12 protein-coding genes are annotated in these 12,637 nt (G+C 41.5%); 7 read left to right on the top strand and 5 right to left on the bottom strand.

Annotated elements, in window-relative coordinates:
• Positions 1-2: 2 nt before the first annotated feature.
• Both AC13CC_RS03275 and AC13CC_RS03270 read left to right on the top strand, forming a co-directional pair.
• Positions 3-788 carry an SDR family oxidoreductase gene (locus AC13CC_RS03275; protein WP_326279113.1) on the top strand — a complete coding sequence of 262 codons (786 nt, stop codon included), beginning with the start codon at positions 3-5 and terminating at the stop codon, positions 786-788.
• 93 nt (positions 789-881) lie between these two features.
• Complete coding sequence (locus AC13CC_RS03270) at positions 882-1,259, top strand: DoxX family membrane protein (RefSeq protein WP_326279114.1); 378 nt, start codon at positions 882-884, stop codon at positions 1,257-1,259.
• Positions 1,260-1,386: 127 nt separating this feature from the next.
• Here AC13CC_RS03270 and AC13CC_RS03265 read toward each other — a convergent pair whose 3' ends face one another.
• The 5 genes from AC13CC_RS03265 to AC13CC_RS03245 all read right to left on the bottom strand — a co-directional run bounded on the left by AC13CC_RS03265 (position 1,387) and on the right by AC13CC_RS03245 (position 6,415).
• The gene (locus AC13CC_RS03265) at positions 1,387-2,112 is read right to left on the bottom strand and encodes a LytR/AlgR family response regulator transcription factor (protein WP_482876177.1); all 726 of its coding nucleotides are present in this window, start codon (positions 2,110-2,112) and stop codon (positions 1,387-1,389) included.
• Entirely contained in the window at positions 2,109-3,167 is a 1,059-nt protein-coding gene (locus AC13CC_RS03260; protein ID WP_326279116.1) for a sensor histidine kinase, read from the bottom strand. The genes AC13CC_RS03265 and AC13CC_RS03260 overlap by 4 nt, the downstream gene beginning before the upstream one ends.
• Positions 3,168-3,682: 515 nt before the next feature.
• On the bottom strand, positions 3,683-4,207 hold the full coding sequence (locus AC13CC_RS03255; protein ID WP_482876175.1) for a DUF4136 domain-containing protein: 525 nt from the start codon (positions 4,205-4,207) through the stop codon (positions 3,683-3,685).
• Between the two features lie 65 nt (positions 4,208-4,272).
• The gene (obgE, locus tag AC13CC_RS03250; RefSeq protein ID WP_293168818.1) at positions 4,273-5,274 is read right to left on the bottom strand and encodes a GTPase ObgE; all 1,002 of its coding nucleotides are present in this window, start codon (positions 5,272-5,274) and stop codon (positions 4,273-4,275) included.
• Positions 5,275-5,308: 34 nt separating this feature from the next.
• Positions 5,309-6,415 carry an adenylate kinase gene (locus AC13CC_RS03245; protein ID WP_482876210.1) on the bottom strand — a complete coding sequence of 369 codons (1,107 nt, stop codon included), beginning with the start codon at positions 6,413-6,415 and terminating at the stop codon, positions 5,309-5,311.
• Between the two features lie 117 nt (positions 6,416-6,532).
• Between AC13CC_RS03245 and AC13CC_RS03240 the strand changes: the two genes are divergently transcribed.
• The 5 genes from AC13CC_RS03240 to AC13CC_RS03220 all read left to right on the top strand — a co-directional run bounded on the left by AC13CC_RS03240 (position 6,533) and on the right by AC13CC_RS03220 (position 12,634).
• The gene (locus AC13CC_RS03240) at positions 6,533-7,687 is read left to right on the top strand and encodes a 5-(carboxyamino)imidazole ribonucleotide synthase (protein WP_482876174.1); all 1,155 of its coding nucleotides are present in this window, start codon (positions 6,533-6,535) and stop codon (positions 7,685-7,687) included.
• A gap of 3 nt (positions 7,688-7,690) precedes the next feature.
• Positions 7,691-8,185: a 5-(carboxyamino)imidazole ribonucleotide mutase gene (gene purE, locus AC13CC_RS03235; RefSeq protein WP_326279119.1), complete on the top strand. Its 495-nt coding sequence runs from the start codon at positions 7,691-7,693 to the stop codon at positions 8,183-8,185.
• Positions 8,186-8,201: 16 nt separating this feature from the next.
• Positions 8,202-8,594, top strand: coding sequence for a hypothetical protein (locus tag AC13CC_RS03230; RefSeq protein ID WP_482876172.1), 393 nt, complete (start codon positions 8,202-8,204; stop codon positions 8,592-8,594).
• A gap of 5 nt (positions 8,595-8,599) precedes the next feature.
• The gene (locus AC13CC_RS03225; RefSeq protein ID WP_482876170.1) at positions 8,600-10,621 is read left to right on the top strand and encodes a M3 family metallopeptidase; all 2,022 of its coding nucleotides are present in this window, start codon (positions 8,600-8,602) and stop codon (positions 10,619-10,621) included.
• Between the two features lie 153 nt (positions 10,622-10,774).
• Positions 10,775-12,634, top strand: a complete 1,860-nt coding sequence (locus tag AC13CC_RS03220) for a sensor histidine kinase (RefSeq protein ID WP_326279122.1) — start codon at positions 10,775-10,777, stop codon at positions 12,632-12,634.
• Positions 12,635-12,637: the final 3 nt, after the last annotated feature.

Here is a 12,637-nt window from a genome sequence, read left to right as displayed (position 1 = left end):
CCATGAACATTTCACTCAAAGGAAAAAATGCCCTTGTGGGCGGAAGCAGCAAAGGTATCGGGGAAGCCATTGCAAGGCAATTGGCCAAAAGTGGAGCCAGTGTGACCCTAATGGCCCGTAGTGAAGAACTTATGCAGGCCATTGTGGGAGAAATGGATACAAGTCAAGGGCAAAAACACCAATATTTAGCAGTCGATTTTTCCAATTTTGAAACGTACAAATCCACTATTTCCACTTTTTTTGAACACAACACCATCGATATTTTGGTGAACAACACCCAAGGTCCCGAAGGTGGTGGGGCATTGGAAAAAAACGTTGAGGATTATCAGAAAGCTTTTGATCTTTTATTTAAATCAATAGTTTTTACCACAGAACTGGCCTTAAAGCACATGCAAAAAAACCAATGGGGCAGGATCATCAACATTGCCTCCATTTCTGTCAGAGAACCGTTAAATTATTTGGCATTGTCCAATACCATTCGAGCTGCTGTGGTTACATGGGCAAAAAGTCTGGCTTACGATGTGGCCAAAGATGGTATTACGGTAAACAGTACCTTAACTGGTTACTTCGACACGGACCGAATTGCCCAATTGAACGCCAAAAAAGCTGAAAAATTAGGAATTTCCCCAGATGAGGTGCGTGCCAACATGGAGGAACAGGTTCCTGTAAAACGGATAGGCAATCCTAAGGAGTATGGTTATTTAGTGGCATTTTTGGCTTCGGAACAAGCCGCTTTCATTACCGGAACCAATATTCCTATTGATGGAGGACTGCTAAAATCTCTTTAAAAAACTGATTTATAATAAATTAAACCCTACAAAAACGATCAGATGTTCATTTTTTGAATACTTTTATTGAGTAACCAATAAAAATTCAACTCTATGAATTCAAAAGTTTTTTTGGTAGTCCGTATACTTTTGGGACTTTTTGTCCTAGTGTTCGGACTTAACAAGTTTTTAAACTTTCTACCTGCGGGTGGCGAAATGCCCGAAGCGGTCATGAACTATTTTGGTGCCCTGTCCTCCACTTACACCCTAAAATTAGTGGCCGTGGTCGAGGTATTGACCGGGCTTGCCCTGATCTTTAACAAGTATGGCGCCCTCATGGCGTTAATCTTGATGAGCGTTGCCGTAAACGCTTTTTTATTCCACATTACGCTCTCGCCAGATGGCCTTCCCCCTGCTCTTGCCCTCCTAATATTGAACATTGCTGTTCTGTATGGGTACAAGGATAGGTATAAGGAACTATTAAGGGCCTAAAACAAAAGACAGCTTTCTGTCAATTCGAGCGCAGTCGATAACCCATTGAACTCTGATAATCAATAGGTTTCGACTGCGTTCAACCTAACAAGACCCAAGTCCCAATACTTTTTAAACCATTTTCTTTTCATAAACTCATCCGCTCTTTAAAAATGTAGGATTGTCTGCGGGACACCTCCACTTCTTCTCCATTTTTTAGGGTAAGCTTTAATTTACCATTGAACCATGAAACTACATTTTCAATATAATTAGTGTTGACGATTTGCTGTCGATTGGCCCTAAAAAAAGAATCTTCGGGCAGCTTTTCTTCCACTTGATTGAGTGATTTGTACAGCATGGGTTTCTTGTTCTCAAAGTATACACGGGTGTAATTGCCCACAATTTCGAACAGGGATATATCTCCAATCTTTACCAGCCAACAGGATTCGCCATCCTTTATAAAAATTTGACTGTTCTCCGTCAGTTTATTATTCGTGGGTGTGTTTTCTTGCTTGGACACCATCTTGGCGCGAACCTTTTCCAAAGCCATATCAAAGCGTTTATTGCTCACGGGCTTTAGCAAATAATCCAAGGCATTGTACTCAAAGGATTTTATGGCATACTCATCGTAGGCCGTGGTAAAAACGGTAATTGGAACATCGTCCAGCATCTCCAAAAGGTCAAAACCATCCTTCTCGGGCATATTGATATCGAGGAACAAAAGGTCTGGGATTTCCGTTTCGATGAGTTCTGCTCCATCATCCACATTTCCAGCTTCACCTACCAGCTCCAAATCATCATGTAGTTTGATCAGCTCTTTTAATTCGTTACGTGCCAATCGGGAGTCTTCTACTATTACCGCTCTGATCTTCATACCAAGGGAATTTTGATTTGTGCCACTACCTCATCGGATATCTCCTCCAATTTAAAGGATGCGCGATCAGCATACAACAATTTCAATCGTTGTTCAATATTTTTCAACCCTAGCTGTGTGGAATCCTTGGAAATCTCCAATTTACCCGTATTTCTAACTTCAATGCGCAATTCGCCATCTTTCTTGGTAATTGCCAAAAATATCCTACCTCCATTTTTAAGGTTGGAAATACCATGCTTTACCGCATTTTCTATCAGCAATTGAATGATCATGGGGGGAATTCGTACATCGATCGTATCATCCTCCACCTGCTTTACAAACTCCAAGCGATCCTCAAACTGAATCTTGGATAGGTCTATATAGTTATCCACCACCTCCAATTCTTCACGAACGGGAATGTCGTTGATGTTGTTTTTGGTGAGTGAATATCGAATTATTTCGGAAAGTTTAGTCAGCATTTCCCTGGATTTATCCACATCTTCCAACATTAACCCACGAATATTGTTGAGGCTGTTGAACATAAAGTGTGGATTGATCTGCCCTTTTAACGTATTGAGTTGGGCTTGCTTCAAGCTTGTGTTCAACTCTAAACGCTCAATCCTATTTTGATTGAGCTTTAAGAGCAATTTGATGACCAAATAGGTGATTACCCAAGCTCCGACCAAGAAAACAGAGTTCAGTACCTGAACCATAATTTTGTCGTATCCCTCGAACATATGCAATTCGTTCTCGGTAAGGTCAGGGCCAAATTTTATGTAGATATATCCAAAAAATACATTCAACAAACCAAATAGCAAAGCTGCCAATAGGGTGGATATAATTATTTTGATGACTTCCTTGACACCAAAAGAATCGAAATGGACATTTCTTTTAAGGTACCATCTTAAAATAGAGGTTGAAAATACTCCAATAAAGATTCCGGCAACGATCGAGAATATGGTCATCTCAAAACTAATGCCCTGAGGAATCAAAATGGCTATGGAGTTAATAAAACCCCAACCAAGAAATTGAAGAACCCAAAATACAATATTCCTCTTTCGCGCGCTTAACTCCATTCCATCGAATCTGAACTGCCCAAATTTATATTAATCTCATGTTGTTAGACCTGATTTGCCTTATGCACCTAAGAGCTTTGGGTCTCTTTTCTTTTAAACGGATTGTAACACGGCTTTCTGTTGGGCAAAAAAGCAATCCACATCATAGTTAATCCCGAATAGAAAAAGGGAAAGTACTCCATATATTCCCATGTATTGAATTTTCCAAAAATTCCTATGGAAACGCCAAGAATACCCATGACGAAGACTACTTTTTGTTTAGTGTTCAGTTTTCTCATATTGATGAATTATGTAATCGCATTAGCGAGTTATAAAATAATGCTTACTAAAAGAGAGATAATCAACTTGGCTAGTGCTATCATGACTGTTAGGTTTTAGATTTTATTTCTGAAGCTAAAGTAATTGAAAGTTCTCATCTGTTGAATTGATATATGACAAGTGGTAATTTTGATGCACCGAACGGCAAATCCAATTTATTTGCGCATAGAAACAACGCAACAACCTGATTATGAGTCTTATTTTATTTTTGGAGGGAATTTGGAAAACACTTTTTTCACTAGCTTCCTAAGTTTGTCTTCCCTAACACTGGGAGAAGCATTTTCCCGGAATCCGCTCTCGGCCACAGCCTGCCAAACAAGGGCATCCCTTTGCGCATCTACCAAATCAAACTGAATGCTGCGCTGCATGTTGGAACTGCCCAAGGGCAATCCTACGGATATACCCCCACCTACATTTCTGCCACCGCCACCAATTCCTACGCCTACATTATTATTTGGAACACTCCTGTATTCATCGCTCATAATGTTGATGAAGAGTTCTGGTTCCTCGGCCAATCGGTAACCCCTTGTTTTTAAGGTTGAATCCATAGCACGAAGTAGTCGTTTTTCATCCAATTGGCTCAGCCCAGATTCCATGTCAGAATAATAATTGTATGTGGAGTAATTTGAAAAATCTACCGCCTTATCGTAGTCATAATTCACCTTAACGGAACTACAAGACATTAGTACCGAAACCAATATTATGGAAAGCAAATACCGCATGATGAGACTTTTGGGTTCTCCTAAATTTAATCAATATAATGATTGTAAAGGCAGAAGAAAATACTTTATTCGTTCAATAGCTTCCAAAGTCTATCCTTAAGCTGTTGTATTCCCAATCCACTTACTGATGATATGAACATATATGGAACATCCTTAAAATCCTCTTTCATGTCCTCATCCATTTCATCAATAAGTTCCTGGTCCAGCATATCGCATTTGGAAATGGCCACCAATCTTTCCTTGTCCAACAATTCCGGATTGTACCTTCTAAGCTCATCCAAAAGTATGTTGTACTCCTGACTGATGTCCTTGCTATCCGCCGGAATTAAAAACAATAGCGTAGCATTACGTTCAATATGTCGCAAGAAGTAATGTCCCAGTCCCTTGCCTTCGGCAGCACCTTCAATAATCCCTGGAATATCGGCCATTACAAAACTTTGAAAGTCTCGATATTCCACAATGCCCAAGTTGGGTTTTAAGGTGGTAAACTCGTAATTGGCAATTTTAGGCTTTGCCGAAGTCATTACGGAGAGTAGGGTGGATTTTCCTGCATTGGGAAACCCTACAAGACCAACATCGGCCAAAACCTTAAGCTCCAAGGTAAGATGTCCCTCTTGCCCCTTAATGCCGGGCTGGGCATACCTCGGAGTCTGATTGGTGGCACTTTTAAAATGCCAGTTTCCCAAACCGCCCATACCACCTTCCAGTACAATTTTTTCTTCGCCGTCCTCGGTAATCTCAAAAAGTATCTCGTTGGTCTCGGTATCCCTTACCACGGTGCCCAAGGGCACTTCCAAATAAACATCCTCGCCATCGGCCCCAGTGCTACGGCTTTTGCTTCCGTGCTCGCCGTGGCCTGCTTTAAAATGCTTTTTAAACTTGAAATGGACCAGCGTCCACAGGTTTTTGTTCCCTTTGACTATAACATGACCTCCGCGACCACCATCACCACCATCGGGACCTCCTTTGGCCACATACTTTTCGCGACGTAAATGCGCAGAACCCTTACCTCCGTTTCCGGAAGAAATGTGCACCTTTACATAATCGACAAAATTTCCTTCGGTCATATTTTAATATAAAAAAGTCTTTGTTAGGAATCAATTACAAGGAGTCGATCACTTTGCTCAAACGCTCGGTAATCTCATCAATCTCTCCGATTCCGTTTACAGAATGGAATTTCCCCTGCTTTTCGTAATATGCTTTTAAGGGAGCCGTTTTCTCATTGTATTCATCAAAACGGTTACGGATCTTGCTCTCGTCTTGATCATCGGAACGGCCGCTACTTTTGCCGCGCTCCAACAAGCGGGCTACCAAAACATCATCCTCTGCCTCAAGGGCGATGGTTGCATTTATTTTCATGTCCTTGGATTCCAAGAAATTGTCCAATGCTTCTGCCTGGGCAGCGGTTCGCGGAAATCCATCAAAAATAAAACCTGCCGCCTCTGGACTTTTCTCCACTTCGTCTTTTAGCATATCTATGGTTACTTCATCTGGCACCAAATCACCTTTATCAATATAAGATTTGGCCAAATTTCCAAGCTCGGTTCCGTTTTTAATGTTGTAACGGAACACATCTCCAGTAGAAATATGTTTCAAATTATACTTTTCCTTTAGGAACCCTGCTTGGGTACCTTTTCCTGCTCCTGGCTTTCCAAAAAGCACTAGGTTGATCATATCTGTTTGATTTAATTGGTAAACTTCTCTTAGATTTCGGCCCAGCTCGTTATAATCCAGCCCATACCCCACAATAAAATGGTCGGGAATCTCCAGACCCACATAATCTATGGCATATTCACCATTGTATACATCCGACTTATAAAATAGTGTGCCGATTTTAAACTCTTTCACATTGGTATTGGAGAATAGATGGACCAACTCTTTCAAGGTTCGGCCTGTATCCACAACATCTTCCAAAATAATGACGCTCTTTCCTTCAATTTCATCAGGAACATCCAAAAGGGTCTCTACAATACCTGTTGACGTTAAACCCTGATAAGAACTCAACCTTACAAAAGAAACCTCGCAGGGATGCTGGTAAGCTTTAAGAAAATCCGCCACAAACATAAAGGCCCCATTGAGCACCCCTACGAACAAGGGTGTTTCATACTTGTAATCGGCGGCAATTTCCTTGGCCATTTTAGCTATGGCCGCAAGGATTTCCTCTTCTTTTATATAGGGCTTAAAAAACTTATCGTGGAGCTTAATCAATGTTCTCAAGTTATGGTCAGGTTGGCAAAGATAATATTTTTAAAGCTGCTAAGCCCTCACATCTTTTATAGCCTCGTGGATTTCATGTATTTTTGCTGACATTCAATTTACAAATCAATGCAATTTTTCTCTTCCGACTTTAAATTAGGGATTTTAGGTGGTGGACAATTGGGCAAAATGATGCTCTACGAAACCCGAAAATGGGACATACAAACCAAGGTGATGGATGCTTCGGCCGAAGCTCCTTGCAAAATAGCCTGCAACGAGTTTGTTCAAGGTAGTTTGATGGATTTTAATACCGTCTACAATTTTGGGAAGGATGTGAATGTCCTCACCATAGAGATTGAAAACGTAAATGTGGACGCCCTTGAAAAGTTGGAACACGAGGGAATCAAAGTCTATCCACCAACAAAAACCTTGAGGACCATTCAAAATAAAGCGGTCCAGAAATTGTTTTATACCGATCACGGTATCCCAACAGCTCCTTTTACACGGTTTGCCTATACCTCTGAAATTGAAGACAGCATTAGCAACGGAGGGCTTTCACTTCCTTTTGTTTGGAAGAGTGCCCAATTTGGGTACGACGGACAGGGTGTAAAGGTGGTCCGCAAGATGGAGGATCTTAAGGACCTGCCCAATGTGGAATGCATTGCCGAAAAAATGATCGATTTTAAAAATGAATTGGCCGTAGTGGTAGCCAGAAACACCAAAGGTGAGGTAAAAACCTATCCGGTGGTGGAGATGGAGTTTCACCCAGAGGCCAATCAAGTGGAATACGTAATCTGCCCTGCACGAATTGATGATGCCGTGGCCAAAAAGGCCCAAGAAGTTGCCTTAAAAGTTTCGGAGCATATAAAACACGTGGGATTGTTGGCCGTGGAAATGTTTCAGACCAAGGATGACCAAATTCTGGTGAACGAATCCGCCCCAAGACCACACAATAGCGGACATTACAGTATTGAAGCAGCATACACCAACCAGTTTGAGCAACATATCCGTGCCATTTTAGGGTTGCCACTTGGGAAAACGGACAGCAAAGTGGCCGGAATTATGGTTAATTTGGTAGGAGCCGAAGGCCATACTGGTGATGTGGTTTACGAGAACATCGAAGAAATATTGGGGATGGATGGGGTTACACCGCACATTTATGGTAAAAAACAAACCCGTCCATTTCGTAAAATGGGTCATGTAACCATTGTGGACGAGAATATGGCCAGAGCTCGGGAAGTAGCCCAACAGGTAAAAGAAACGATTAAAGTGATAAGCAAATAAGATATGAGCAAAGTAGCTGTAATTATGGGAAGCACAAGTGACCTTCCCGTTATGCAAGACGCCATCGATATATTGAAGGAATTGGGTGTTGCCGTGGATGTGGACATTGTGTCCGCCCACAGGACCCCAGAAAAACTCTTCAGCTTTAGTAAAAGTGCCCACACCAATGGCTATTCCGTAATTATTGCCGGGGCCGGTGGAGCAGCACATTTACCGGGAATGGTAGCATCGTTATCGCCCCTTCCTGTTATCGGAGTTCCGGTAAAAAGTAGCAATTCCATTGATGGTTGGGATTCCGTCCTGTCCATTTTACAAATGCCCGGTGGGGTTCCCGTGGCCACCGTAGCTTTAAACGGAGCAAAAAATGCCGGAATTCTTGCGGCACAGATTATCGGAAGCTCCAATAGTGATATTATGGACAACATTATTTCCTATAAAGAGGGACTTAAGGAAAAAGTAATCAAAGGTGCCGAAGAGGTAAAGAAAACATTCCAGTAGCAAACCTTGGTTGATTATGAACTATAATCAAATTGGCATATTATTGGGGATTTGTGCTATTGCTTTTCTGGGCATAACCCTAAAAAAAGTGAACAATCCCTATGTAAGAGGTATTTGGAAAAGTGGTCTTTTGGTTTTCGTCCTATATGCAGCTCTTTTAATTTATGTTGAAATACGTTGGCAATTCATTTCAGATTATGTCAGCAAATATGATGTCAACGGAAATGGCTTCGTGGACCTGAACGAGTATTCTGATGAAGCCATTGGCGCCATGAATAAAATGACCAGTAGCGCCAAAGAAAAAAGCTATGCCGCCTTAACCATGGCTGCATTTTCCTCCATTATCGGTTTTGCCTATTTAGTGAGTGATTGGGCAGTAACCCATTTTAAAAACAAAGAACAGAAGTAACACATATGAACAATCCATTATTGGAAGCTTTTGACAAGGCTCCTTTTTCAAAAATAAAGAACAAACATTTTAAACCCGCTTTTCTTCAGGCCATCGAGGATACCAAAAAGGAAATCGACACTATTGTGAATAATCCAGAGGCGCCCACTTTTGAAAATACTTTGGAAGCCTTGGATTTTTCGGGTCAGCAATTGGACCGTATTTCCAGTATCTTTTTCAATTTGAATGCTGCGGAAACCAACGAGGAAATTCAGAAAATAGCCCAAGAAGTATCCCCCCTTTTGTCAGAGTTCAGCAATGACATCACTTTGAACCAAGGGCTTTTTGAGCGTATCAAAACTGTTTATGAACAACGAGATTTGTTGGATTTGACAAAAGAACAGCAGACCCTTCTTGAAAAAAAATATAAGAATTTTAGTAGAAATGGTGCCAATCTTAAGGAAGAGAACAAAAAACGCCTTCGCGAAATAGATACAGAACTCTCCAAATTAAAACTCACATTTGGCGAGAATGTGTTGGCCGAGACCAATAAATATGAAATGTTGCTGACGGATGAAAAAGATGTGGAGGGGCTTCCCGATGGCACCAAAGAAGCAGCAGCCCAACTAGCTGAATCCAAAGGCAAGCAGGGCTGGCTGATTACTTTGGACTACCCTAGCTACATCCCGTTTATGAAATACGCCAAGAACCGGGAGTTGCGCAAGGAACTGTCCATGGCCTTTGGCAGCAAAGGATTTCATAATGATGAATTGGACAACCAAGAAAACGTAAAGCGCATTGCAAATCTTCGTCACGAAAGGGCAAATTTATTAGGCTATAAAACCCATGCACATTTTGTGCTAGAAGAACGTATGGCCGAGACCCCAGAAAAAGTGATGGCTTTTTTGAACGAACTTTTAGAGAAATCCAAACCAGCCGCCGAAAGGGAATTTGCCGAACTGGAAGCTTTTGCCAAGGAACTGGACAACATTGACCGTTTGGAAAAATGGGACAGTGCCTATTATTCCGAAAAATTGAAGCAAAAACTGTTCAATTTGGACGATGAAAAGCTGAAACCCTACTTTAAGCTGGAAAATGTAATCAACGGGGTGTTCCAAGTTGCGGAAAAACTTTTCGGGCTTACGTTCAAAGAAGTGGACAATGTGGACAAATACCACGAAGATGTAAAAACCTTTGAGGTTTACGAAAACGACAAATTCATCTCCTTGTTTTATGCCGACTTCCACCCCAGACCCGGAAAACGTGGTGGTGCATGGATGACCTCTTACAAACCACAATATACCTTGGGCGGAAAAAATAGTAGGCCGCATATTTCCAATGTCTGCAATTTCACCAAACCTACAAGTTCCAAACCATCCTTGCTCACCTTCAACGAAGTGACAACGCTTTTTCATGAATTTGGGCATGCCTTGCACGGCATGTTGGCCAATACCACCTACCCTAGCCTATCCGGAACTTCCGTGTACTGGGACTTTGTGGAACTACCCAGCCAAGTAATGGAAAATTGGTGCTACGAAAAAGAAGCCTTGGAACTTTTTGCGCATCATTACGAAACAGGCGAATTGATTCCGATGGGGTTGGTAGAAAAAATAAAGGAGTCCGCCACCTTTCAAGAGGGTATGGCAACGGTTCGCCAGTTAAGCTTTGGACTGTTGGATATGGCTTGGCATGGTAAGGACCCATCAAGCATCAAAGATGTAAAAGCTTACGAAACGCAAGCCTTTGAAAGCACCAACTTGTTCCCAGAAACACCGGAAACCTGCATGAGCACATCTTTCGCTCACATTTTCCAAGGTGGCTATTCTTCTGGCTACTATAGTTATAAATGGGCCGAGGTATTGGATGCAGATGCCTTTGCCTTTTTCAAGGAAAATGGGATTTTCAGTAGAATGGTTGCCGACAAATTCAAAGAACATGTCCTATCCAAAGGTGGCACGGAAAACCCGATGGAACTATATAAGCGTTTTAGGGGAGCAGAACCTAATATTGACGCCTTGTTGAGGCGGGCAGGACTGGTAACTAAATAACAAGGGTTTTTTATACCAATTTGGAACCGCAACAAGAAAAGTGGTGGAAATTCACTATCTTTTTGAGTAAATTGTATTACCTGACCCATAAAGCTTGAGAGTTCCCATAATAAATAATGAAGGCTTGTTGTGTTACAACCAACCCCGAAGTATATGAAAAATTGGGACATTGAGGATTTTGGACCAGATAGTTTGTTTACGGAAACCATCAAACTAGCCAAAGTAGGCATCTATGAACTTAACATAGCTACCAACGAAATCTATTGGAGCGATGTTACCCGCGAAATCACCGAAGTTCCTGATGATTTTGAGCCATCTTTGGACAATCTTGCTTCCTTTTTTAATGAAGGACACTACAGGGATATGGCACGTGATGCCATGCAAAATGCCATCTCAAAAGGCAAACCTTATGATTTGGACATGGAGGTTGTCACAGCGAAAGGCAACATTAAGTGTGTTCGTAATGTGGGGAATCCAAAAATGGAAAATGGGGTTTGTGTAAAATTATTCGGTTTCCTCCAAGACATTACCGAAAGGAAACAGACACAAGTTGAGCTTACCAAAAAAATCCAACAACTCAATCTTGCCGAACAATTATCCCAAATTGGCTATTGGGAATGGGATATTTTGGCCGACAATATTATTTGGTCGGACAACCTATATCGCATATTTGGCCTGGAAGTGGGCACTCCCATCCATTTTGAACGCGTTGTCGAAGCGATACATCCCGATGACCGAAAAACTTTTCGTGAGAATGCCCAAGAGTTTATCGACGAGAAACGGTTTCGAAAATTTATGCACCGCATAATTCACGAAGATGGTAGTGTCCATACAGTTGAGTTGATTGGGGAGCTCATCATGAATCAACATGGCGATGTGGTAAAAATGATCGGAACCACACAGGATATTACCGAACACCGAATGTCCGAAATCAAGTTTAGAGGTTTATTGGATTCCGCACCGGATACCATGGTCATTGTTGATCGAAAAGGTATCATCCAATTGATCAATAAGCAGGCAGAGAAAATGTTTGGCTATAAATCATCGGAACTTATAGACGAACATGTGACCGTTCTCGTCCCAAAACGACTTTGGGACACTATGGAATATTATGCTGAGACATTTTTTAAAGCCCCAAAACATACCGGTCTTCCTGCGGACCTTGATTTTTTTGTACAAAACAAATCAGGTTTCCAAATACCCGTCCAAGTTACCCTAAGCCCCCTGGAAACCTCCGAAGGCCTTCTGGTATCGATTGCCGTCAGGGATATTACGGTTCAAAAACAGGCAGCGCATCGAATTATGGAGACCAACAAAAGTTTAAAGGAATCGGCCAAGCGACTCAAGGCCCAAAATCGCCAATTGGAAGAGTTCAACCAAATCACATCGCACAATTTGAGATCCCCGGTAAGCAATCTCAATGCCCTATTGGATATTTACAAAACAGAAAACAATTCCAAAACCAAGGAAATGATCATCGGTAAAATTGAGTCAGTTACAAAACATCTTACATGGACCTTGGACACCCTTGTGGAATCCTTGCTCATTAAAAAAAGTGCTCAACAATCTTTAGAAAAAAGCTATTTCGACAAAACATTGGAAAGAACAAAAGAGATGCTCGCGGCCGAGATTTTAAAGACCAATGCAGTCATTACCTCTGATTTTTCCGAAGCTCCCACCGTGATGTACAATAAAATCTATTTGGAAAGTATTTTCATTAATCTGATCAGCAATTCCTTAAAATACAAGGCGAAAGACAGGGCTCCCGAAATTTTTGTCAAATCGAGGATAAACGATGGAAAGGTACAGCTGGAATTTAAGGACAATGGTTTGGGAATCAATCTTAAAAAGAACGGGCACAAACTCTTCGGGTTCAGCAAAGTTTTTCATAGAAACGATGACGCCAAAGGTGTTGGGTTATTTATAACAAAGGCCCAGGTTGATGCCATGGGCGGAAAAATTTGGGCCAAGAGCGAAGAAGGCAAAGGCACTTCTTTTTTTATAAATTTATAACTG

It is taken from the genome of Flagellimonas sp. L-11, assembly GCF_056857735.1.
Note: the sequence above shows the minus strand (reverse complement) of the source record. Positions and strands in the feature narration are given on the sequence as shown.

Bases quoted from the DNA above. Each gene is read 5' to 3' on its own strand.
- AC13CC_RS03275 (WP_326279113.1), top strand. From the start codon at position 3: ATGAACATTTCACTCAAAGGAAAAAATGCCCTTGTGGGCGGAAGCAGC.
- AC13CC_RS03270 (WP_326279114.1), top strand. From the start codon at position 882: ATGAATTCAAAAGTTTTTTTGGTAGTCCGTATACTTTTGGGACTTTTT.
- AC13CC_RS03265 (WP_482876177.1), bottom strand. From the start codon at position 2,112: ATGAAGATCAGAGCGGTAATAGTAGAAGACTCCCGATTGGCACGTAAC.
- AC13CC_RS03260 (WP_326279116.1), bottom strand. From the start codon at position 3,167: ATGGAGTTAAGCGCGCGAAAGAGGAATATTGTATTTTGGGTTCTTCAA.
- AC13CC_RS03255 (WP_482876175.1), bottom strand. From the start codon at position 4,207: ATGCGGTATTTGCTTTCCATAATATTGGTTTCGGTACTAATGTCTTGT.
- obgE (WP_293168818.1), bottom strand. From the start codon at position 5,274: ATGACCGAAGGAAATTTTGTCGATTATGTAAAGGTGCACATTTCTTCC.
- AC13CC_RS03240 (WP_482876174.1), top strand. From the start codon at position 6,533: ATGCAATTTTTCTCTTCCGACTTTAAATTAGGGATTTTAGGTGGTGGA.
- purE (WP_326279119.1), top strand. From the start codon at position 7,691: ATGAGCAAAGTAGCTGTAATTATGGGAAGCACAAGTGACCTTCCCGTT.
- AC13CC_RS03230 (WP_482876172.1), top strand. From the start codon at position 8,202: ATGAACTATAATCAAATTGGCATATTATTGGGGATTTGTGCTATTGCT.
- AC13CC_RS03225 (WP_482876170.1), top strand. From the start codon at position 8,600: ATGAACAATCCATTATTGGAAGCTTTTGACAAGGCTCCTTTTTCAAAA.
- AC13CC_RS03220 (WP_326279122.1), top strand. From the start codon at position 10,775: ATGAAAAATTGGGACATTGAGGATTTTGGACCAGATAGTTTGTTTACG.